Raw genomic sequence first — 23,761 nt, 5'->3', positions numbered from 1 at the left:
ACGCGATACGAACAGCGACCAGTGGGGGCCACACGATGACACCGAACGGGGAAGGGACGACACTTGCGAGCGCGCCGGTCGCGCCGGATCGCCGCCCGCCCGACACCATGCAGCTCGAACGGCTGCTCTTGCGCGCGCGCAAGGCGCATCATGAGGGCGCGCTGCAGCATGCGGAGCATGCCTATGCCGAGTTGCTGGCGCTCGATCCCGAGCATCCGGAGGCGCTGCATCTGCTCGGCGCGGTACGGTTCCAGCAGGGGCGCCTCGACGATGCCGAGCCGCTGATGCGGCGCTCGGTCGAGCGCCAGCCGGTGCCGCTCGCGCTCGCGAACTACTCGGCGGTGCTGGCCGGGCTCGGGCGCGAGCACGATGCGCTCGCGCGGCTCGACGAGGCGCTCGCGATCAATCCCCTGCATCAGCGCGTGCTGTTTCAGCGGGCCGGGCTGCTTGCGCAACTCGCGCGATACGACGAAGCATGCGCGGTCTACGATCGCCTCCTCGAACTGACGCCCGGGTTCGCCGACGGTTACGTGAAGCGCAGCGACATGCTGCGCGCACTCGGCCGCGCCGGCGATGCGCTCGCCGATTGCGATCGTGCGATCGCACTCGCGGGCCGCACGTTCGACGCGATGCGCGCGCGCGGGCTTGCGCTGCGTGATCTCGGCCGCTTCCGCGATGCAGCGGACAGCTATGGTCACGCGCTTGCGCTGCGGCCGGGCAGCGCCGACGCGCTGTTCCTGCGCGGCGTCGCATATCTCGACCTGCACGACCCCGAACATGCGCTGGCGGATTTCAACGCGGCGATCGCGGCGAGCCCGACGTTCGTCGATGCGATTTTCAACAGCTCGGTCGCGCTCGAACAGCTCGGCCGACACGAAGAGGCGTTGATGCGTTGCGACCGCGCGCTTGCGATCGATCCGCGCCATGCGCGCTCGCTCGCCAATCGCGGCAATGCGGCGAGCCATCTGGGCCGCTTCGCGGATGCGGTCGACAGCTATGCGCGCGCGCTCGAAGTCGAGCCGGGCAGCACGGGCGTGCTGTGCAACTATGCAAGCGCGCTGATGCAGGTGGCCCGTCACGACGATGCGCACGACATGTGCGACCGCGCGCTGGCGATCGATCCGCACTATGCGCCCGCATCGTTCACGCGTGCGCGTGTCCGACTCGAAACGCACCGCTACGACGACGCGCTCGACGATCTCGCCCGCGTGATCGCCGCGACGCCGCGCGACAAGCTCGCCCACTTCCATCGCGGCAGCGCGTTGCGCGCGCTGCGGCGGCACGAGGACGCACTGCACGCGTATGCGGAAGCGATCGACATCGACCCCGACTATGCGCTGGCGCACTGCATGCGCGCGTTCCTGTGCCTGTCGATCGGCGACTTCGAGGCCGGCTGGGCCGAATACGAATGGCGCTGGCGCGACAGCCAGCTCGACGGCAGCCGGCGCGATTTCGCGCAGCCGCGCTGGACGCACGGCATGCCGCTCGATGGGCAGACGATCCTGCTGTATCCGGAGCAGGGGCTCGGCGACACGTTGCAGTTCTGCCGCTACGTGCCGCTCGTGAAGGCGCTCGGCGCGCGCGTGGTGGTCGAGGCGCCGGTCGAGCTGAAGGCGCTGTTCGCGACGCTCGACGGCGTCGACGTGCTCGTCGCGCGCGGCGACCCGCTGCCGCCGTTCGACCTGCATTGCCCGCTGTTGAGCCTGCCGCTCGAATTCCGCACCGACCTGTCGTCGATTCCGGCGGGCGGGCCGTACCTGCGCGCCGATCCCGCACGAGTCGAGCACTGGCGCGCTCGGCTGGGGGAGAGCGACCGGCCGCGCATCGGCCTCGTGTGGTCCGGCAATCCGCTGCACCTGAACGACCGCAATCGCTCGATCACGCTCGCCGACCTGTTGCCGCTGCTCGATGAACGCTACGAATGGATCAGTTTGCAGAAGGTGATCCGCGACGAGGATCGTCCGGTGCTCGATGCGAGCCCGATCCGCTTCGTCGGCGACGAACTGACGGATTTCGCGGAAACGGCCGCGCTGACCGAGGCAATGGATGCGGTGATCAGCGTCGATACGTCGGTCGCGCACCTGGCGGGCGCGCTCGGCCGGCCGCTCGCGGTGATGCTGCCGCACACGCCCGACTTCCGCTGGCTGCTCGATCGCGACGACAGCCCGTGGTATCCGGGTGCGCGACTGTTTCGCCAGCCGGAAGGCGGACAGTGGGCGCCCGTCGTCGAGCGGCTGCGCGACGCGCTGCCGGCGCTGGTGGCGGGAGCGTCGCGATGAGCACGGCGCAGGCACCGGCGTTCGGCGCGGGTGCCGCGCCGCTGCGGGCCGCCGTCGACGATGCGCTGCGCAATGCGCGCGCACGACTCGAGCAACGCGACTACGCGAGCGCGAGACGGCTCTACGAGGGTGTGCTGGCGATGATGCCCGATCACGTCGAGGCGCTGCATCTGCTCGGGTTCGTGCATCTTCAGCTTGGCGACGCCGTGCGCGCGGAGCCGCTGATTGCGCGATCGATGCAGTCCGGGCTGAATCACCCGTGGAATTTCGTGAATCATGCGCAGGCGTTGAGCGGCACGGGCCGTCATCGCGAAGCGCTGAACGCGGCTGCGCAGGCGCTCGAGCGCGATCCCGGCCATGCGCAGGCTTACGCGGCGCGCGGCGACGCGCTGCATGCGCTCGGCCGGCACGGCGAAGCGGTCGGCGCCTACGATCTTGCGCTGACGCGCGAGCCGGGCCGCGCGGTGTCGTGGGCGCGGCGCGGCGAGGCATTGCGCGCGCTCGGCCGGCCCGCCGACGCGCTGATCAGTATCGAGCGCGCGCTGCGGATCGCGCCGGACGACCCGGCGGCGCTCGCCGAGCGCGGCCATGCGTTGCGTGCGCTCGGCCGCGGCAACGAGGCGCTGCATTGCTTTCAGCTTGCGATGGTGGTGCGCGGCAAGACGCCCGATCTCGTCTACGCGTGCGGCTATACGCTGATCGAACTGGGGCGTCCGGCCGAAGCGCTGGCGTGTCTCGACGAAGCGCTCGCGCGGATGCCGGACGACATGCAACTGCTGTTCGTGAGTTGTGTCGCGCTCGACTTGCTGCATCTGCGTGACGTATTGCTGAAGCGTAGCGACCGGCTGCTGGCGCGCGACCGCGACAACGTCGGCGCGTGGGTCGGCCGCGGCAACGCGCTGCTCGGGCTGCGGCGGCACGAGGAAGCCGCACACGCATATGGCGAAGCCCTCGCGCGCGCGCCGGCGGATTTCGACGCGCTGCGCAACCGGGCCGGCGCGCTGCGGGCGCTCGGTGCGTTCGACGAAGCGCTCGCGCATTACGACCGTGCGCTCGAAGCACGCGGCCCGCACGCGGAAGTGCTGTGCAATCGCGCGATCGCGCTGCAACTGCTTGGCCGCTACGACGATGCGCTCGCGAGTTACGCGGCGGCCGTCAGCGCGCCGGGCCAGACGGCGCAGGAGATCTACACGCGCGCGGTGGCACGGCAGCAACTCGGCGACCATGAAGCCGCGCTTGCCGATTTCGCGCTGGCGAGCCGGCGCGACCCGAATCACGGCGTCGCGCGCCGGTCGGAGGCGTTCTGCCGTCTGGTGACGGGCGACTTCGACGCCGGCTGGCGGCAGCATGAAGCGCGCTGGGATGCCGCCGACGTGACGCTGCATCGGCGTCACGCGGACCGCCCGCAATGGACTGGCGACGAACCGCTCGCCGGCCGCACGCTGCTGCTGCATGCGGAGCAGGGATTCGGCGACACGCTGCAGTTCTGCCGCTACGCGAGCCTCGCGCACGAGCGCGGCGCGACCGTGGTGGTCGACGCGCCGGCCGCGCTGGCCGACCTGCTCGGGACGCTGCGCGGCGTGAGCCGCGTCGTCGCCGACGGACAGCCTGCGCCGGCGTTCGATTTGCATTGCCCGCTGATGAGCCTGCCGTTCGCGTTCCGCACGACGCTCGACACGGTGCCGGCCGACGTGCCGTACCTGCATGCCGACCCGCAACGGCGCGCCGCATGGGTCGAACGGCTCGATGCGGCCGCTCCGCCGCGACGAATGCGCGTGGGGCTCGCGTGGTCGGGCAATCCGGTTCATGCGAACGACGAAAACCGGTCGATGACGTTCGCCGCGCTCGCGCCGCTCGTCGCGCTCGATGCGACGTTCGTGAGCCTGCAGGTCGGCGTGCGCCCGCGTGACGCCGAAGCTTTCGAGGCAAGCGGCGTGCTGTCGTTCGAGGCCGAGCTGAAGGATTTCGCGGAAACGGCCGCGCTCGTCGACACGCTCGATCTGGTGATCGCCGTCGATACGTCGGTCGTGCACCTGGCCGGTGCGCTCGGACGCCCCGTGTGGGTGATGCTGCCGCGCGTGCCGGACTGGCGCTGGCTGCTCGAACGCGACGACAGCCCGTGGTATCCGTCCGCGACGCTGTTCCGGCAGGGGCTGCCCGGCGACTGGCCGGCACTGGTCGAACGCGTGGCGCAGGCGCTCGCGGCCCGCATCCTTGCGCATCGCGACACCGCGTGACCGGCCCGGCCGACTGTGACAAAAGCTACGGACCTTTGGCAAGCGGCCCGAATGGTCCGTAACACCCGCCACGCGGCTGCCATCGGGCCTTCGTATGTTCTTGGGATTCCAGTGGCCGGGGTCGATCCCGGTTGCAACGACCGAGCGCGAAAACGGATTGGCGCCGCTTTCCGCGCGACCGTCGTCCAGCGCAATTTCATAGGATTCGGGGTGAAGAATGGCAGCACGCGCACGCACGGCACGACAACCTGACGCGACGGGCTCGCGCCCGGTCCTGAAATCGGAACTGCGGCCGCTGGTCCGGGCCGTGGCCTTGATGCTGCTGGCGGGCGCGTCCGCGCACGTGCACGCGGCGGGCATCATGAACCTCGGGGCGGCGGCCGCGCGTGCGTCCGGCGGCGGTGCGGGCGGTGCCGGCGGCGCGCCGGGCATGCCGAATCTGGGTGTGTCGGCGCAGCAGGCGCTGCAGGCGAGCCAGCCATCGATCCGCAACCTCGGGTATGCAGCGCATGCGATCGCCGCGCAGATTGCCGCGCAGCAGAATGCGGCAGCGGCGGCGGCGAAGCTGCCTTCGACCGTGCCGAACGGGTTGACGCCGGGCGGGCTGCAGGTGGCGGCTGGCGCGTCGAGCGATACGAACAATCCCGTGCTGTGGTTCAACGCGAATGCGCCGACGCAGAATGTCGACAGTAGCGGGCACGTGAACGTCGACGTCAAGCAGACCGGGCAGAACGCGGTGCTGACGTGGGAGACGATGAACGTCGGCCGGCAGACGACGCTGAATTTCGATCAATCGGGCGGCACGCAGACGAACGGCGCGAACAACTGGGCCGTGCTGAACCGGATCAACGATCCGAGCGGCAGGCCGAGCCAGATTCTCGGGAACATCACTGCGCAGGGGGCGGTGTATGTGATCAACCGGAACGGGGTGCTGTTCGGCGCCGGGTCGCAGGTCAACGTGCATTCGCTGGTTGCTTCGTCGCTGAACCTGCTCGACATGAAGAACCAGCTCGTGCCAACGCCCGCGGGCATCGTCGCGAGCAACCAGCAGTTCCTGAGCCTGCCGGCGGGGACGACGGGCGGGCTGGCTTATCCGCAGTCGGGGAGTTCGAGCGGAACGGCCGGGGACGGGGGCAAGCCGAACGAGGTGCTCGGGCTCGGTAGTCAGGCGCTGCTGAGCGGTGCGTATCAGCCGCCGGGCGACGTGACCATCGAGCAGGGCGCGTCGATCACGACGCACACCAACGGCACGGCCAGCGACGGCGGTTTCGTGCTGGTCGCCGCGCCGAACGTGACGAACGCGGGCAGCATCGCGGCGACGTCGGGACAGGTCGTGCTGGCGGCGGGCGTGGGGGTGAGCCTGCGGCCGAACGGAGCCGGAACGTCGGGCAATCCGCAAGTGCTGCTGCCGGAGCTGAGCGGGCAGATCGTGACCGTCGACCCGGCCACCGGCGCGTCGATCGACGTCACGCCGGCCGGCACGCTGACGAACACCGGTATCGTGCAGGCTGCGCGAGGCAACGTGAACCTGCTCGGCAGCCGCGTCGCGCAGAACGGCGTGGTGGGCGTGACGACGAGCGTGAACACGCCGGGCACGATCACGATCTCGACGGCGGACGAATATGCGTCGAACAATCCGCTGGGCAATCCCTATACCGGCTCGACGCCGGTCACGGGCGGCCCCGGCGGCGGCGACAACGTCAATCGCGCCGGTCTGCTGAGCTTCGGGCCGGGATCGGTGACGACCGTGCTGCCCGACAACAACGGCCAGACCGCGACGTCGACGCCCGGCACGACCTTCACGCCGGGCGGCATCGCGATGACGGCCGGCTCCGTCTGGTTCCAGGGCGGCTCGCTGATCGAGGCGCCGGGCTCGAACGTGTCGGTGACGGCCTATGCGCCGTCGGTCGTGACGAACCAGGTGTCGGGCCAGACCGCGGTGCCGGGCCGCATCTACGTGGACGACGGCGCGACGATCGACGTGTCGGGGCTGGCGGACGTGCAGGCGCCGATTTCGCAGACGCTCGTGACGGTCGACCGGATCGGCCAGAACGAACTCGCCGATTCGCCGCTGCTGCGCAACAGTTTCCTGTTCGGGCTGAAGGGCGTGGTCGTCGACAGCACGCTGTCGGGCACGCGCAGCGACGGCGTGCAGTGGGTCGGCAGCCCGATCCTGAATCTGTCCGGCTATGTGAACCTGATTCCGCGTACCGTCGACCAACTGCTGACCAACGGCGGCACGATCACGCTGTCCGGTAACGAGGTGATGACCGCGACCGGTTCGTCGATGAACCTGAACGGCGGGTACGTGCACTACGACGGCGGGATGGTCAATACGACGCGGCTCGTCGACGCCAACGGCGCGATCGTGCCGATCGGGCAGGCGAGCCCGTACGATCGCTATGTCGGCATTGCCGGGCAGTTCGTCGAAAGCCATCCGCGCTGGGGTGTGACGAAGTCGTGGTTCAACCCGCTGCAGACGGGCGGCACCTACCAGTCCGACACCATCGTCGGCGGCAACGCGGGCACGCTCGACCTGTTCGCGTCGCAGGCGCTGGTGCTCGACGGCGACATCAGCGCGCAGGCGTTCGGCGGTGCGAAGCAGATGCAGGGCAACAGCCTGCCGTCCGGCGGCACGTTCAACCTGGGGGCCGATCCGAAGCTGGCCGGCACTGCGCTGGCCGGGATGACGTGGAACAGTGCGGCGAACACCGCGTCGCTGCCGCTCAATGCGCTGTCGGGACTGACGATCCTGCAGGACTCGGCACCGCAGTTGAGCGCGCTGATGCCGGGTTTCTCGATCGACACGCCGCTCGACAAGGGGGCGCCGCAATCGCTGGCCGCCAACGATCCGAACAATCTGCCGGCGACGCGCGTGGTACCGGTCGCGACGCTGAACAACGGCGGGTTCGCGAACCTGAACGTGACCGAGGACAAGAACGCGGGCAAGGGCATCGTGGTGGGGCAGGGCGCACAGCTGAACCTGCAACCGGGCGGTTCGATCTCGCTCAACAGCCCGGCGGTCGGCGCCGACGTGACCGTCGCGGGGCGCCTGTCCGCGCCGTCCGGTTCGATTTCGATCACGAGCGGCGGCAATGTGGTCGTCGGGCCGCAGGGCGCGCTCAGTGCGGCCGGCCAGTGGGTGAACAACGACGTGCAGGCCGCGCCTGGCACGACGCCCGGCAACAGCCAGTTCATCAACGGCGGCAGCATTTCGCTGTCGGCGAGGGAGAATGCGACGTTCGTGAACGGCACCGCCGTGGATGCGACAGGATCGATCCTGCTGCAACCGGGCAGCGTGCTCGATGTGTCGGGCGGCGGCGAAATGCTCGCGAACGGCCAGTTGCTGATGCAGAACGGCGTGCCGGCCGGGCGCGGCGGCAACGTTGCGTTGCAGACCTATGCGGTGCCGGCGGGCGGCGCGCAGTTCGGTCATACGAACGACGGCGGCGCGAACCTGCCGGACACCCAGCCGACTGCCGGCACGATTGCGATGGGCGGCACGATCCTGAGCGACGGTTTCTCGGGGGGCGGGACGATGACCCTGGGCGCGCTCGGCTTCCGGATCGGTGGAGACAAGGCGGCAGCGGCGCCGTGGGACGTGTATCTACCCGAGAATTTCTTTGCGCAACAGGGCTTCGGCAAGTACGTGCTGAACGCGTACTACGACTCGACCATCGCGCCGGGCGCGACGGTTGCGCTCACGCAGAGAAACCTGCTTCCCGACGCGCTGGCGCTGCAGCAGACAGGTTCGGGCGCGAGCTTGTCCGCAGGCGGCCTGACGACGGTCGGCCAGCTCGATGCGTATCACCGGCAGCCGACAGGGCTCGTGCTGACCGGCGGTAACGCCGTGTCGTGGCTGACGGCGGCAAACAACGGCGCGGTGCCGTCGTATCCGGGCGTGACCGGTGCGGTGACGCTGTCGTCGGGGGCATCGATCCACGCGGACGCCGGTGCAGGCATCGTGCTCGCATCGCCGAAGCAGGTGACCGTGCTCGGCTCGGTGGTCGCGCCGGGCGGGTCGATCGTACTGAGCGCCGATACCGGCACCACGGCCCCTCAACCGGGCCAATTCAATGTCTTCACGCCAAGCAACAGCCGATCCGCGTGGCTCGGTTCGGACGCAACGCTCGACGTATCCGGTGTCGCTCTCGCCAATCCGCTTGCCGCGCCGGTCAAGATCGGTGGAACGACCGTCGTGCCGAATACCGGCAAGGTTCTGCCTGGCGGTTCGGTGACGCTGTCGAGCGATGCGGGCTATGTGGTGACGCAAGCCGGGTCGAAGATCGACGTGTCGGGCGTGTCCGCGAACTTCGACCGATTGCAGGCGAACGGCACCTATGCGTCGCAGCCCGTGTGGAGCGACGCCGGTTCGATCACGCTGTCGGCCGCGTATGGACTTTTTGCGGACGGGACGCTGGCCGGCTACGGCGGAGCGTCACAGGCGCGCGGTGGCACGCTGACGATCCTGCCGCATCAGAATAACGGATCGGCTGGCGCGACCGCACTCGTCGTGCGATCGAGCGGGATGCTGGTTCCCGTCGGCGTTGCGCCCGGTCAGGATTTTTCGACGGCGATCGACCCGACCACCGGACAACCGATCGGCCAGCCGACCGGCGTGATCCAGTTCGCCACGGATCGCCTGAACGATTCGGGAATCGCGAATCTCGTGCTCGGCGACAGCACGCCGTCCCCGATTCCTGCATCGGTGCCGCCGATCGTGTTTGCCGGTGACGTGAACCTGGCGTTGCCCGAGTCGGTGACGCTGAACACCGGACGCATCGCGGCGATCGGCATGGACCAGCTTTCGACATTGCTGTCGACCCCGGCCCTGCCTGCAGGCGGCAATTCGGTGCTCACGAACCTGCTCGCCCAACCGCCGGCTCACCCGCTTGGCACGACGGTGACCATTGGCGCGCCTTATGTCGTCCTGGCCGGCCCGGTACTGACTTCGTCGTCTCCTGCGTTCACGCCGGTCGCGACGCTGTCCGATGCGACGCTGAACGTGAACGCGTCGTTCCTCGATCTGCGCAATCAGATCCAGCTCAACAATATCGGCCAGGCGACCCTTGCAAGCCGTGGCGATATCCGGCTCAGTTCGACCGGCGCGGTGCAGAGCGGTCCCGCCGGGCTGGCTCCCGGCATGCTGTACACGCCGGGCAACGTGTCGTTCAACGCGGCGGACGTGTATCCGGCGACCGGCAGCACGTTCATCGTCGATGCGGTCGGCCCGGTCGATTCGACCACCGGCAAGCCCGCGCCGACCACCGTCACGTTCGGCACGACCGGTGTGTCCGGCACGCCGCTGTCGGCCGGCGGCACGCTGCTCGTCGACGCGACGAACATCGTGCAGGGCGGCACCGTGCGCGCACCGTCGGGCACGCTCGTGTTCGGCGTCGGCGATCCGACGAACAGCGCGACGCAGAAGCAGTTCGGCAACCTGCTGCTTGTCGCGACCGATTCGGTGACGTTTGCGAACGGCAGCGTGACGTCGGTTTCGAACGGCGGGTCGATCATTCCTTTCGGCACGACGGTCGATGGCGTCGAATGGCAATTCAATCCGATCGCTGGCACGACGGCGTCGGACCTGACCGCGCCGCCAGCGAAGTACATCGGGGTCAACGGCACCAGCGTCGCACTCAACAAGGGCGCGACGATCGACCTGTCCGGCGGCGGCGACCTGCAGGCTGCCGAATGGGTGCCGGGCACGGGCGGCACGCGCGACGTGCTGTCGCAATACAACGTGAGCTATGCGAGCGGCAAGGGCGCGACGGCGGTGCCGGTCAATGCCGGCGGCGGGAACGTCTATGCGATCGTGCCGGGCACGCAATCGCCGGTCGCAGCCTACGATCCGCTGTTCGCGCAGACCGTGCAGCCGGATGTCGCCAGCAACGGCACGCCGACGACCAAGACCGTGACGCTGGGCGTCGGCCAGGCCGGGTTGAACGACGCGATCGGCAAGGCTGTGTACCTGTCCGGCGTGCCGGGACTCGCGCCCGGCTATTACACGCTGCTGCCGGGCAAGTATGCGACGCTGCCGGGCGCGTACCGCGTGACCGTGTCGGCGACGACGGGCAACGTCGTGCCGGGCGCGTCGCAGGTGCTGCCGGACGGCACCGTCATGACGGCCGGGTATTTCGCCGATGCGGTGACGGGCGGCCGCAGCGCGACGCCGACGCTCTTCAACGTGCAGTCGGGCGCGACGTGGCAGCAGTATTCGCAGTACACGCTGAAGGGCGCGAACGACTTCTTCACCGCGCAGGCCGCGAAGCAGGGCAACGTGACCCCGCCGCTGCCGGTGGATGGCGGCCAGCTCGTGCTCGCCGCGACGAAGGCGCTGACGCTTGGCGCGACGCTCAACGCGGCGGCCGGCCCGGGCGGCGCGCCAGCGGAGGTCGACATCGCGTCGCAGGACATCCAGATCACCGGCAGCGGCAGCGCCGCATTGCCCGGCTATCTGCAGATCGGCGGCGAGGCGCTCGATTCGCTGGGTGCCGGCAGCCTGCTGATCGGCGGCACGCGCGCGGCGACGACCAAGGGCGTGACGATCACGCCGATCGCGAACAGCGTCGTGGTGTCGAACGACGGGAATTCGTCGCTGAAGGGGCCCGAGATCCTGCTCGTGACTAAAACCGACGCGAGCGGCACGGATCCGAGCGCGGCGAACGGTTTGCGCGTGGACGCGGGTGCATCGATCACGGCGGCGGGCGACTACCCGGCGGCGAAGGATCAGCCGATCACGATCGCCGGCGACGGCGCACTGCTGCGCGTGTCGAATGGCGCGATGGCGCCGCTCGCGCGCACGGGTGGCACCGGCACGGGGCTGCTGACGGTCGGTGCAGGCGCGACGCTGTCGGGCGGCCAGGCGCTGATGCTCGATTCCTCGGGCAACCTGAAGGTCGATCCGAGCGCGGTGCTGTCCGGGAAAGCGATCACGGTCGATGGTTCGGCGATCACGTTCACGAATGCAAGCGGCGCGGCCGCGGCGGCGCTGCCGGGTTTCGTGATCGATCCGGCGGGCCTGGCGCAACTCGCCAACGCCGATCTCGTGTCGCTGCGCAGCTACGGTGCAATGGGCTTCGTCGGCGACGTGAGCGCGACGTTCGGCAAGCGCGTCGACCTGAGCGCGGGTACGTTCACGAGCGACGGCGGCCGCGTGACGCTGAACGGACAGCAGATCGCGTTCACGAACGAGACGGGCGCGGCGAACGGCACCGTCACGCCGGGCAGCGGTGCGCTGACGGTCAACGCGAAAGAGATCGACTTCGGCACCGGCACGAAGACGCTGAGCGGATTCTCGTCGGCGAACCTGACGGCGACCGGCGGCATCGTCGGGCAAGGCACCGGGACGTTCGATTTCGGTGCGCTGCCGGTGACGCTCAACGCGCCCGTGTATCTGGCCGATACGAGCTCCGCGTCGACCGTGAAGACGACCGGGGCGCTGACGTTGAACAGCGCGGCGGGCACCGCGTTGACGAATGCGCCGGTCGGCGGCGCATGGAAATTCGTTGGCGGCACGCTTGCCGACAACGGTGCGACGATCGCGGCGCCCGCCGGCAACGTGAGCCTCGAGGCGACCACCGGCAACCTGACGATCGGCGGCGGTTCGACGGTCAGTTCGGCGGGCGTGTCGAAGCAGTTCTTCGACGTGACGCAGTACGCGCCGGCCGGTTCGATTATCCTGACCGCCGATGCGGGGACGGTCGACGTGCAGCCGGGTGCGACGCTCGACTTCTCGGGCGCGAAGGGGGGCGGCGCGGCTGGCAGCCTGACGCTGTCGGCGCCGAAGCAGGTCGCGAGCCTGAACGGCACGATCAAGGGCGGCGCGACGAACGGCTACGCGGGCGGCTCGCTGTCGCTCGACACGGGCGGCGCGGCCGACCTCGATTCGCTCGCGAAGACGCTCGCATCGAGCGGCGTGAACCAGTCGATCGACATTCATACGCGGTCGGGCAACCTGACGCTGTCGGCGGGCAATGCGCTGACCGCGCGGGCGGTGTCGCTGACGGCCGATGGCGGCGCGGGCAACGCGTCGGATACGGCGAACGGCAACGTGAACGTGCTGGGGACGATCGATGCGTCGGGCAAGGCGGGCGGGCAGATCAGCCTGTACGGCAAGAGCGGTGTCGATATCGAGGGTTCGCTGCTCGCGAAAGCGACCGATGCGAGCCAGCGCGGCGGCAAGGTCGCGATCGGCACGAGCGCGACGTTTGATCCGGCCGTAGCCGATCCGTACAACGCGACTTACGGCTACGAGAATGTATCCGCCGCGCAGTCCGGGTTGATCCGGCTCGGCTCGAATGCGTCGATCGACGTGTCCGGCGGTACGCCGGGCGGCACACTCGACGGCACGGTCAATTTCCGTGCACCGCTGCTGCGCGACGGCACGGTCAATATCGCGCTCGATGGTGGCGGCGTGCATGGTTCGCGCAAGACGACCGTCGAGGCGTATGCGGTGTGGAGCGCAGCGGATGCGACGACCGGCTCGCAGCATTTCGACGGCCTCATCGATCCGGCCGGCTGGTACGACGGCAGTGGCCATCTGCTTGCCGGAACGTTCACGGTGCCGGGCAGCACGCCGGCGACTTACAGCTATACGCCGGGCGGCGCAGGCGGCGGAACGCTCGTCAACAACGCGACCGGCGAGTCGACGGCGGTCAGCGAGGATCAATTGCGCAACGGGATTTCCGGCAGCGGCTTTACCGGGCTGACAGGTGCGTATTTCGTCGCAGGGGCCGCGAATGCCGATCATGTCGCGTTCTATGGATATCGCGCCGACGGTTCCGGTACGTCGCCGGGCACGTTGATGGCGTTCGTTCAGCATGGCCCGGATGGCGTCGCCGGCCAGTTCGCCCGTGCATCGCTGCAGAATTTCAGCGTCGTGCCGGGCATCGAGCTCGACAATCCGGGCAATGCGGTCAACGGCGGCAATATTTCGGTGCTGTCGAACTGGAACCTCGGCGCGGGCGCACCGAACAATAGCGGCAGCATCACACCCGATTTCCGCTATCGGTCGACGATCGCGCCGACGCTGACGTTCCGCGCGGCGAACGATTTCGATGCGTACGCAAGCATTTCGGACGGGTTCTATCAGAGCCAGGTCGCGTCGATTCTGGGCGGGGTGGGGCCGGTTACGGCAACCGGTACCTACACGGACGCGAAGCAGAAGTTCGATCAGCTTGTGTCGATTGATGATCCGACGCAGGTGACGGTGACTTTTACGAATGGAGACACGGCGAGCCTGATGTCGCTCGATCCGAATGCGACGCTCGCCTCACCGCTAATGGGTCAGACGGCCGGCTATTACTCTGCGTATTTGTCATATACCGGAGCTTGGCAACAGGATATCGAAGCATGGACGTCGCCGGACACGGCATCGAATTACATTGGGCATATCCTGCCGGTCAGGCCGTCGACGACGCCGGCGCTGGTGCTGGCTGATTTCGCCACATACTCGGATTATCTGACTGCCTATTGGGGGCCGGACCTGACAGGCGCCAAGAGCTCGACATCGTATCTGTATGGGTACTCTCGCGCGTCGGTAATCCGATTCGGGACGCCCGCTGCGCCTACGCCTCCGGTCGGGTTACAACCCAATTCGGGCAACTCTGCCCAAGCGGCGTACTTGGCAGACTATTCAAACTACATGCTGGCGTACTCGGACTACTTCAATAGTCGATGGCCTAGTTTTTTCGCACCTAGAAACTCCTACAACATGTTCTATGCACCGATCGCACCCGCATCTGTGCCAGACACAGGCATCGTCAACATCGGTGCATTGCCCGGTAACGCGGTAGCCAACGTGCCGACGCCAAACAACCCGATGCCGGTAGCTTTCGCGACCTTGCTTGGCGGTGGTAGCTCGTCATACCGGATCGTGTCGGGTGCCGATGTGCAGAGTGCGAATCCGCTCGCATTGCAACCGGTTTCGACGCTCACGAATGCAGGGGCGACCTCAGCCGGTACCGGCAATGTGATGCTGAGCGGGCATACCGGCTACGTCGACAGCAACGGTCTGACACTCGTCGAGCCCGTAACGATCCGCACCGGCACGGGATCAATCGATGTGGCGGCCGGCAACGGAGTGTCGCTGTTCGATACGAACAAGACAGCCGATTCGTCAACCTTGATCGTTCCCGGCGTGATCTACACGGCCGGTGCGCCTGCTGCAGGGGCGCCATCGGTGGGTACTGCCGTTGTGATTGCCCATGCTCCGAGTGGCGGCCTGCAAGACGTCCTGGTTACACCTGCCGTGAATCCCGATTCGGCCGGTGATATCACGATTCACGCGCAGGGTGATATCGATGGCATGCAAAGCGTGATCGATACGAAAGGAGCCGTGACAGGGAGCACGGGTAACGACATTGGCCAATACTGGTGGCAGTGGATGCAGATTACCGCGGGGAAAACAACCGACGGTCAAGTTGTTGTCGCGCCGCTGACCCGAACCTCGATCGACTTCGGCGCATTCGACCAAGGCGTAATGAGTGTCGGCGGTAATGTATCGATCAGCGCCGGTGGCAATATCTCGGATCTCGCCGTATCGTTGCCGACCACGTGGTACCTGAACGGCAGCGGCAAGCCTGTCACCGTCGGTGGAGGAAATCTGACCGTACGCGCAGGTGGAGACATTCTGAGTGGTGACTATTTCGTTGCGAAGGGAGCCGGCACGATATCGGCTGGCGGTCGCATCGGGTCCGATATTTCCATCGCACCTCGTGTGCTCGGCGCTGGTCCGATCGACGTGTCGACGGTGCTTGCGACTCAGGACGGCATATTCGACGTTACCGCACGTCAGGGTGTGGGGATTGGCGCGGTATTGAATCCGTCTTATTCAAGCAGCTTTTTGCAGAGCGGTGGACAGCCGACCGGTGTCATCAATCTTTCGAGCTATGGTCAGTATCCCGACAATCAGGTCTATTCCCCGACTTCGGCGGTCAATGTGCTGTCCACGACCGGCGACGTTCAACTCGGCGCGCTCGGAGGAGCGTTGACCGGTGCAAATGGCGTGTTGCCTGCGAGCCTCAGCATGACCGCATTCGACGGTGCAATCGACATCCAATCCGGAGGCGTTCTCTATCCTTCGGCAGTCGGTCAGTTGAACTTGATCGCGAGTCAATCGGTGTACCTGTCCAATGTATCGGCCACGCGGATCGACGCAGCATTGCCGAAAACGTTCGGTCTATCGGACGCCGATCCATCGCAGATGCCGTCGCCGACGAATCCGAGCTTGACACCGAATATCCCGGCGTTGACGAATACGACGCTTGCAGCTCATGCGCTGAATCCGCTTCACGGTGCAGATTTGCAGCCTGTGCGCGTTTACAGCTTGAACGGAAGCATCGTCAATGGCGGGATAAATACTTCAGTTACCGGCGACGGCTTTTACCAGAATCTCGTCACGTTTTCGGTCGACAAACCCGCGCTTTTGCAGGCCGGGCAGGACATCGTCAATCTGGCGTTCTGGGGGCAGAATCTGCGCAGCTCCGATGTGACGCGCGTCGTGGCGGGGCGGGACATTTACGATACGCCGATTTCGACGACCACCGGTGCGGTGCCGGTACTGTCGCTTGGCGGACCGGGATGGTTCGATGTTCAGGCTGGACGTAATATCGGCCCGCTGACGAGTCAAGCCGAGTTGTATAACCGGAAGGTCAACGTGGGCGGACTCATGCACCTTTTCACCGGCATCGATGCAGTCGGAAACGCGAACAACCCGAATCTGCCGCACGAGAGTGCGAGCATCAATGTGCTGTTCGGCGTAGGCCCAGGCATCGATCTTCCCGGCTTCGTCTCGACCTACGTCGCGCCGGGCAGTTCGGTTGCCGGCGTACCGAGCGCAACGCCCGCACTGATTGCATTCATGGAGCAGTACGACGCGGGAATTGGCGTCGACACGGGCCTGCAGGCCGACAAGGATGCGGCGCTGGCCAAGGTCGGCCGGCTGACGGCTGACGAAGCGTGGAAGCAATTCCAGGCGCTGCCGTCGTATGTCCAGCAACTCTTTGCGGAGAAGGTGCTGTTCGGCGTGCTCGCGCAAGTCGGCGCGGACTTCAACGATCCTGCGAGCCGATACAGCGGTCAGTACGCGAGAGGCTATCAGGCGATCAACACGCTGTTCCCGGCTTCGTTCGGCTATACCGCAAACAATCTGGGCGGTGGCTCGAATGGCTCGAACAAGCAGGTCGCCACCGGCGATCTCGACATTCGCAGCACGACGATCCAGACGCAGCAGGGCGGCGACGTGACGATCCTCGGTCCCGGCGGGCAGGCGCTCGTGGGCAGCACGACGGCGCCGCCGCAGATCGTCGACAGCACCGGAAACGTAGTGGCCGGCCCCGGCACGATGGGGATCCTGACGCTCGAGAAGGGGAACGTCGACATCTTCACGGATCAGAGCGTGCTGCTCGCGCAGAGCCGGATTTTCACCGAGCAGGGCGGCGACATGACGATCTGGAGTTCGAACGGAGACATCAACGCGGGTAAGGGCGCGAAAACGTCGGCCGACACGCCGGCGCCGCAGTATGTCTGCGATGCGAACCATTACTGCACGGTCGATTCGCGCGGGCAGGTGACGGGGGCGGGTATCGCGACGCTGCAGAGCATACCGGGCGCGCCGAAAGGCACGGTGAACCTGATCGCGCCGCGCGGTACCGTTGATGCGGGTGACGCCGGCATTCGCGCGGGCAACCTGAACGTCGCGGCTTTGCGTGTCGTGAATGCCGACAACATCCAGGTGACGGGCAAGGCGACCGGCATTCCGCTCGTGCAGGCGGTGAACACGGGTGCGCTGACGGCGGCGAGTTCGGCCGCGTCGGCGGCGAGCCAGGTCGCGCAGGACATCGCGAGAAACAACGCATCGGGCGTCGCGCCGCGTCGCTGGACGATCAGCGTGCAGGTCGAGGGCTTCGGTGATAACGGCGCGGATGGAGGATCGAAGCGGCGCAGGTCGGAGCAGGTTGGCTACGATTCGTCGAATTCGGTTTCGCTGCTGGGATTTGGGGCGGCGGCGGGGGCGACGCAGAAAGCGTTGCTGAGCAAGGAGGAGTTGGCGAAACTCAACCGGCTCTGATTGGCGTGTAAGCGGCCACATAGCCGAGACGAAAGCTGTGTTTTCGCCAACCGGAAGTGGGATGCCCGGCTTGATTTGGCCAGACTAACCGGTTGATACATCAGCCGCCTTGATTATCGAGGCGGCTGCCGTGCGTTGTTGCGTTAGTCTCGATTCTGGTTCCGGTTAATGTCCCTCGTCGCCTCCAAGGCCGCAGACGCGTGAATTGTCGGTGCCGAGAAAAAATGCGTTCGTGTCGCTCAGGAGGTTCGCCGATTCAAGAGAATCCGGTCCGTGCCCGAGACCGGGTAACCGGATGCGGGTTGGCCAGTGACAGGCATCGGAGCCGGAAAACGAAGCCCGCTTGGTGGGATCGGTCATATCACCACCGGACGCAGAAACAATCGTCCCGTGCGCCCTTGTCGTATTCGGGTGAGTGCTGCTGGAGTCGCATGCATCGAGACATGACGTAAGCCAGCTTCGGCATAAAAAAACCGCCTCGATCACTCGAGGCGGTTCATCAGGACGTTGATTCAGAAGCGATCCTGCGTGTTACCGGCCGGCGAAGCCGCCCGCGCCGCACACACCCGAATCGTTGATATCGAGGCCGTTGCCGCTGGAGTTGCTCAGGAAGTTCGACGAAATCGCGGTCTGGAATCCCGACGGAACGGTGTCGAAACCGTTGCCATGGACGACCGACGCGTAGCTGGCGTTCGTGTAGTGGTTGTTCAGGAAGTCATGAACAGCCGTACCCGCTGCGGCGTTAGAGTAGCACTGGCTCAGGATGATCTGGCTCGTGCCCGAGACCGGATAACCGGAAGCGGGGTTGGCCAGGGCGGCATACGCCGAACCGGAAACCGGAACCCACTGGGTCGGATCGCCGGCAGCGGTGCCCGACGGGGCGGTAATCGTACCGATCGCCTTCGTCGCGTTCGCGTACGTCGGTGCGTAGTACTTCGTGTCCTTCGTGTTGTACAGGCTGGCGATCGGGAGTTGCAGCGCGCCCGACGACGTCACGACCGAGCTTTGCGACGCGAGGAACGTGTTCGTGTAGTCCGGGCTCAGGTAGGCGACGGCGGCCGTACCGGCCGACGACAGCGACGCGAGCGAACCACGGACGCCGCCGCTGCCCGAAGCTGCGACGAAGTTCGCCGGCACACCCGACGGGAACGCCGACGTGTTCGCGAACGTCAGCGAATCGATGAACTTGACGCCCGAAGCCGTATTGGCGGTCGTGCAGACGGCAGCCAGGTGGCGGGTCAGCAGTTCGGTCGTACCGCTGCCGTCCGAACGGTAGACGACCTTGATCGGTGCGTTCGTCGTATAGGCCGTCTTCGTCTCGGGGTTGATCACCTGGTTCCAGTTCGTCAGCTTGCCGGAGAAGATGCCGCACAGGTCGTCGTCGTTCAGCGCGATGCTGTGCGCCTGACCGGGCGTCGTTTGCGGCGTCGTCGAGCTCGTCACGGCCGGCGCGTTGACGACCGGCACCGTGATGGCCGTCACGATGTACGGGATCTGGATCAGCGGGCCGTTCGTGGTGCCGAGGCCCGTGTTGTTGTACGCGGTGACCTGAGCGGTGGTCAGTGCGGCATCGCTGTTGGCGAAGTGAACCGTGCCGGTGACACCCGAGCCGAAGAACGTCGGCTGGTTGTTCAGGAATGCGTTCTGGCCGGCGCCCGAGCCGACCGAGTAGTACGTGAACGTGCCTTCGGACGTGCCGAACAGGCCGATTTCGCTGGCGGTGTTGCTGACGGAGCCGATCGTCGGCGCGACGAGCGACGAACCGCCACCTTGAATCACAGGGCCTGCGGCCATCGCGAGGGATGCGCCCATGCCCGAAACGACGAGAGCGAGGACTTGACAGATCTTGCGCTTGCTGGATTTCATGAGAAATTTCCTTGGACGAAGATAAACGGAACCCCTGCTACTGCGGTTTGAATACTTGTGGACCGCCGGGTAAATGTAGGGGGAATTCCGTATGACGCGTGTGAATTTTTAATAACGAATGGTACGGAACATTTTTGTCGATATTGCCAATGCGTTATCCGGATTGGCTGGCGAAAGATCGTGATCGATTCGCGTGGCGAGCGATTCCCAGATGTTGGGAAGGCGGCCCGATGCGGCGCGATGTCGCTCCGCTGGCGTGCTTGTGCGTACAGCGGCGCTATCCGAACATCAAGTCGGTTTCGTGGCAGATGCTACGGAACATTTCTTCCAGAGGTGAATCGATCATCCGGTTGCGATATTCCTGAAATTCATTTAATTGAATCATTGGGAAATCATTGGATCGTGATTGATGGATGATTAATGATTGAATAATTGATGTCACCGCCCAGAATGAAATCGTTTATCCAATATAAGAACAACGGCCGGAAGTAATAAAGCCCGCCAAACCTCAAAAAGGTAGCCCAACATCCGTCACAAATCTGCGCCGGTTCACTCCTTAGTCTTCTCCGACGACTCCGTCCGACTCGTTGCACGACGTCGCCGGGGAAGTCGCACACGTGACCCGAGGGCAGTGACATGTCGGCATTCCGCTACGAAGCGATCGATCCCACCGGCCGCACGCTGAAAGGCGTGCTCGAAGCCGACAGCGCGCGCGCCGGGCGCAGCCATCTGCGCACGCAGGGGCTCACGCCGCTCGTCGTCGAACTCGCCGCGCAGCGCCTGCACGGTGAACGTCATCAGCGCCTGTCGCTCGGCCGCAAGCTGTCGCAGCGCGAGCAGGCGATCCTCACGCGCCAGCTCGCGAGCCTGCTGGTCGCTGGGCTGCCGCTCGACGAATCGCTGTCGGTGCTGAGCGAGCAGGCCGAGCGCGAATACCTGCGTGAGCTGATGGCGTCGATCCGCGCGGAAGTCGTCGGCGGCCATTCGTTCGCGAACGCGCTCGGCCAGCATCCGCGCGATTTCCCCGACATCTACCGCGCGCTCGTCGCGGCCGGCGAGCACACGGGCAAGCTCGGTATCGTGCTGTCGCGCCTCGCGGACTACATCGAACAGAGCAATGCGCTGAAGCAGAAGATCCTGCTGGCATTCACGTACCCAGGCATCGTCACGCTGATCGCGTTCGGCATCGTCACGTTCCTGCTGAGCTACGTGGTGCCGCAGGTGGCGAATGTGTTCACCAGCACGAAACAGCAGTTGCCGACGCTGACGGTCGTGATGATGGCGCTGTCCGATTTCGTGCGGCACTGGTGGTGGGCGTCGCTCGCGGGAATGGTTGCGGTTGTGTTCGCGATCCGCAAGGTGTTGTCGCAGGAAGGGCCGCGACTGAAGTTCGATCACTGGCTGCTCACCGCGCCGCTCGCCGGCAAGCTCGTGCGCGGCTACAACACGGTACGTTTCGCGAGCACGCTCGGCATCCTCACCGCGGCGGGCGTGCCGATCCTGCGCGCGTTGCAGGCGGCCGGCGAAACGCTGTCGAACCGCGCGATGAGCGCGAACGTCGACGATGCGATCGTGCGCGTGCGCGAAGGCTCGGCGCTGTCGCGTGCGCTCGCCCACACGAAGACGTTCCCGCCGGTGTTGGTGCACCTGATTCGCTCGGGCGAGGCGACCGGCGACGTGACGACGATGCTCGACCGCGCATCGGAAGGCGAATCGCGCGAGCTGGAGCGCCGCACGATGTTCCTGACGAGCCTGCTCGAACCGCTGCTGATTCTCGCGATGGGCGGTGTGGTGCTCGTGATCGTGCTCGCGGTGATGATGCCGATCATCGAGCTGAACAACATGGTGCAGTGATGCGCGGTTCGGCTCAGCGCACGAACGCGTTCGCCTTCTCCGTGGCGGGCAGCGCGATCTCGCGTTGCAGGCCGTGGCGATCGACGACGATCGAGCGCGCGCGAACCTCGGCGAGCTGCGCGGCTTCACCGATCGCCGCGCCGAGCGACACGACGCGCGCCGCTTCGCCGCCGACGCTGACGATCGCGGCCGCACGGCGCGCGTCGAACGCGAGCACGCCGAGCAACTGGATCGTGTCTCGGTTGTCGTCGGGTTTCGCGCCGAAGAGTTGCGCGCTCGCGGTGACGTCGATCGGCGCGGGCACTGCGACGGCCGCGGGCGCCGATGCGTCGGGCACGGTCAGCAGCCGCACGGCCCACAGCGAGACGGCGACGAGCGCGGCGCCGGAAGCGAGCGTCGCGACGAGCGGCAGGAGATCGGCGCGGGACGGAACGATACGGTGCAGGGCGAGCGGTTTCATGGCGAAGAGTCGACGCGATGGACGAAAGACGATTGCCATTCTTTGATGGAAGGGTGAATGCATGATGACGGGCCCGAACGAAACCCGCATGTTGCGCGCAGGCAAGCCGCAGGAACCTGCATGCCGACGCGCGCAACGCGGCTTCACGCTGATCGAGATCATGGTGGTCGTCGCGATTCTCGGGATTCTCGCGGCGCTGATCGTGCCGAAGATCATGAGTCGTCCCGACGAAGCGCGCCGCATTGCGGCGAAGCAGGACATCGGCACGATGATGCAGTCGCTGAACCTGTATCGACTCGACAACGGCCGCTATCCGTCGCAGGAGCAGGGGCTCACCGCGCTGATCCAGAAGCCGACGACCGACCCGGTGCCGAACAACTGGAAAGACGGCGGCTATCTGGAGCGGTTGCCGAAGGATCCCTGGGGCAACGCGTATCAATACCTGAACCCGGGCGCGCACGGCGCGATCGACGTGTTCAGCTACGGTGCGGACGGCAAGCCGGGCGGCGAGGGAAACGATGCGGACATCGGTTCGTGGCAGTAACGGCAAAGGCTTGGCACACATGAAGCGCACGAACGCGCGGCAGCGATCGCGTCGATATCGTCAATCCGGCTTCACGCTGCTGGAAATGCTCGTCGTGCTCGTGATCGTCGGGCTGCTGGTCGCGGTCGTGACGCTCGCGCCGTCGCGCAATCGCCGCACGGATCTCGCCGAGGAAGCGCAGCGGCTCGCGAACCTGCTCGAATCGGCCGGCGACGAAGCGCAGGTGCGGTCGATGCCGATCGCGTGGCAGCCGGTAGGCGGTGGCTACCGGTTCGTGCAGCGCACCGAGAGCGGCGCGTGGGCGCCGATGTCCGACGACCTCTATCGTGCGCGCCGCTGGGGCGCCGAGGTGACGGGCGTGTCGGTGCGTTACACCGGCGGCGGCGAAACACCTTCGCAGATCGTGCTCGGCAGCGAAAGCATCGACGTGCCGGTGACGATCACGCTGTGGTCCGGCGACGTGCGAATGGCCGTCGTCGGCACGGGCATCGGCAACTTCGTCGTGCGCCGGCCTTGAGCGACGCGTGGCGCCGGGTGCGGATACGACGCGCGAACGCGTCGCGATTGAATCATGCCCTTGCACGCTTCACCTGACTGTCACAGTGCCCGCTCACAATCTGTCGTTCGCTTGCGACGGAACCGCTCACGGGGGAGCGCGTTTCGCCGGCAGCGTGCAACTCCACTTCCGTCCAGGAATTCATGACTCGTTCACGGGCGCCGACCGGTGTCCTGGCGCTCGTCGCGGGGCTCGCGTTCGTCGTGCTGTGCATGCGCGGCGTACAGGCACAGGAGACCGGCTCCATCGGCCGCCAGCCGGGCAGCGCGGTGCATTTCGATCTGCCCGCGCAGCCGCTCGCGAAGACCTTGCAGGACTTCGCGCGGCTCACCGAGCTGATCGTGCTGGCGCCGGCGCCGCTGCTCGACGGGCGCACGAGTGCGCCGGTGCAGGGCGACTTCGCGCCGCGCGATGCGCTCGCGCGGATGCTGGCGGGAACGGGGTTGCGTGCGGAATTCTCGCGTCCGGACGAAGCGATCATCGTCGCGCAGCCGGCCGCCGAGACGCCGCCCGCGACGGCCGACACGCCGGCGGATGCGGCGCTGCCGATCGACGGGATCGGCGATTCCGGCGAGCGGCGCACGTTCGCGGGCCTGCTGCAGGCGCATCTGATCGATGCACTGTGTGCGCAGCCGGCGGCCGTGCCGGGCAGCTATCGACTCGTCGCGCAGGTGCGCATCGACAACAGGGGGGCGGTGGTGGCGGTCAACATGGTGGCATCGAGCGGCTCGGCCGCCCGCGACGCGGCGGTGATGCGCGCGCTGCGCGCACTGAAGCTGGACGACGCGCCGCCTGCGGACCTGCCGCAGCCGGTCACGATCCTGTTGCGGCCGGCCGGCAACGGCGTGCATTTCCGTTGCCCGGCGCCGCAGCCGGCCGTGCGGGGCTAGGCC

9 protein-coding genes are annotated in these 23,761 nt (G+C 66.6%); 7 read left to right on the top strand and 2 right to left on the bottom strand.

Going from position 1 to position 23,761, the window contains the following annotated elements; genetic code table 11:
• The first annotated feature begins 35 nt into the window (after positions 1-35).
• The 3 genes from DPV79_RS34785 (at position 36) to DPV79_RS34775 (ending at position 17,588) form a co-directional block, all read left to right on the top strand.
• Entirely contained in the window at positions 36-2,279 is a 2,244-nt protein-coding gene (locus DPV79_RS34785; RefSeq protein WP_113047542.1) for a tetratricopeptide repeat protein, read from the top strand.
• Complete coding sequence (locus DPV79_RS34780; protein ID WP_113047541.1) at positions 2,276-4,516, top strand: tetratricopeptide repeat protein; 2,241 nt, start codon at positions 2,276-2,278, stop codon at positions 4,514-4,516. Before DPV79_RS34785 ends, DPV79_RS34780 begins: the two co-directional genes overlap by 4 nt.
• A gap of 316 nt (positions 4,517-4,832) precedes the next feature.
• A complete protein-coding gene (locus DPV79_RS34775) occupies positions 4,833-17,588 on the top strand; it encodes a filamentous haemagglutinin family protein (RefSeq protein WP_244321854.1) in 12,756 nt (4,251 codons plus the stop codon).
• A gap of 531 nt (positions 17,589-18,119) precedes the next feature.
• Here DPV79_RS34775 and DPV79_RS34770 read toward each other — a convergent pair.
• On the bottom strand, positions 18,120-19,454 hold the full coding sequence (locus tag DPV79_RS34770; protein WP_113047539.1) for a substrate-binding domain-containing protein: 1,335 nt from the start codon (positions 19,452-19,454) through the stop codon (positions 18,120-18,122).
• A gap of 636 nt (positions 19,455-20,090) precedes the next feature.
• Here DPV79_RS34770 and gspF point away from each other — a divergent pair.
• Positions 20,091-21,308 (top strand): type II secretion system inner membrane protein GspF, encoded by a 1,218-nt coding sequence (gene gspF / locus DPV79_RS34765; protein ID WP_021161924.1) that lies wholly within the window; start codon positions 20,091-20,093, stop codon positions 21,306-21,308.
• Between the two features lie 13 nt (positions 21,309-21,321).
• Here gspF and DPV79_RS34760 read toward each other — a convergent pair whose 3' ends face one another.
• Complete coding sequence (locus DPV79_RS34760; RefSeq protein WP_113047538.1) at positions 21,322-21,768, bottom strand: general secretion pathway protein GspC; 447 nt, start codon at positions 21,766-21,768, stop codon at positions 21,322-21,324.
• A gap of 88 nt (positions 21,769-21,856) precedes the next feature.
• Here DPV79_RS34760 and gspG point away from each other — a divergent pair, with 88 nt between their 5' ends.
• The 3 genes from gspG to DPV79_RS34745 all read left to right on the top strand — a co-directional run bounded on the left by gspG (position 21,857) and on the right by DPV79_RS34745 (position 23,758).
• Positions 21,857-22,312: a type II secretion system major pseudopilin GspG gene (gspG, locus tag DPV79_RS34755; protein ID WP_051392336.1), complete on the top strand. Its 456-nt coding sequence runs from the start codon at positions 21,857-21,859 to the stop codon at positions 22,310-22,312.
• Between the two features lie 19 nt (positions 22,313-22,331).
• Positions 22,332-22,829, top strand: a complete 498-nt coding sequence (gspH, locus tag DPV79_RS34750) for a type II secretion system minor pseudopilin GspH (RefSeq protein ID WP_059813714.1) — start codon at positions 22,332-22,334, stop codon at positions 22,827-22,829.
• Between the two features lie 182 nt (positions 22,830-23,011).
• Complete coding sequence (locus DPV79_RS34745) at positions 23,012-23,758, top strand: secretin and TonB N-terminal domain-containing protein (protein WP_021161928.1); 747 nt, start codon at positions 23,012-23,014, stop codon at positions 23,756-23,758.
• Positions 23,759-23,761 lie beyond the last annotated feature (3 nt).

It is taken from the genome of Burkholderia reimsis (assembly GCF_003294055.1).
Lineage (GTDB): Bacteria > Pseudomonadota > Gammaproteobacteria > Burkholderiales > Burkholderiaceae > Burkholderia > Burkholderia cepacia.
The sequence above is the reverse complement of the archived record's forward strand: the minus strand, read 5'-3'. Positions and strand labels throughout refer to the sequence as shown.

What these genes read in the sequence shown, in the direction of transcription:
- DPV79_RS34785 (WP_113047542.1), top strand. Translation starts at nt 36, where the DNA reads ATGACACCGAACGGGGAAGGGACGACACTTGCGAGCGCGCCGGTCGCG.
- DPV79_RS34780 (WP_113047541.1), top strand. Translation starts at nt 2,276, where the DNA reads ATGAGCACGGCGCAGGCACCGGCGTTCGGCGCGGGTGCCGCGCCGCTG.
- DPV79_RS34775 (WP_244321854.1), top strand. Translation starts at nt 4,833, where the DNA reads ATGCTGCTGGCGGGCGCGTCCGCGCACGTGCACGCGGCGGGCATCATG.
- DPV79_RS34770 (WP_113047539.1), bottom strand. Translation starts at nt 19,454, where the DNA reads ATGAAATCCAGCAAGCGCAAGATCTGTCAAGTCCTCGCTCTCGTCGTT.
- gspF (WP_021161924.1), top strand. Translation starts at nt 20,091, where the DNA reads ATGTCGGCATTCCGCTACGAAGCGATCGATCCCACCGGCCGCACGCTG.
- DPV79_RS34760 (WP_113047538.1), bottom strand. Translation starts at nt 21,768, where the DNA reads ATGAAACCGCTCGCCCTGCACCGTATCGTTCCGTCCCGCGCCGATCTC.
- gspG (WP_051392336.1), top strand. Translation starts at nt 21,857, where the DNA reads ATGTTGCGCGCAGGCAAGCCGCAGGAACCTGCATGCCGACGCGCGCAA.
- gspH (WP_059813714.1), top strand. Translation starts at nt 22,332, where the DNA reads ATGAAGCGCACGAACGCGCGGCAGCGATCGCGTCGATATCGTCAATCC.
- DPV79_RS34745 (WP_021161928.1), top strand. Translation starts at nt 23,012, where the DNA reads ATGACTCGTTCACGGGCGCCGACCGGTGTCCTGGCGCTCGTCGCGGGG.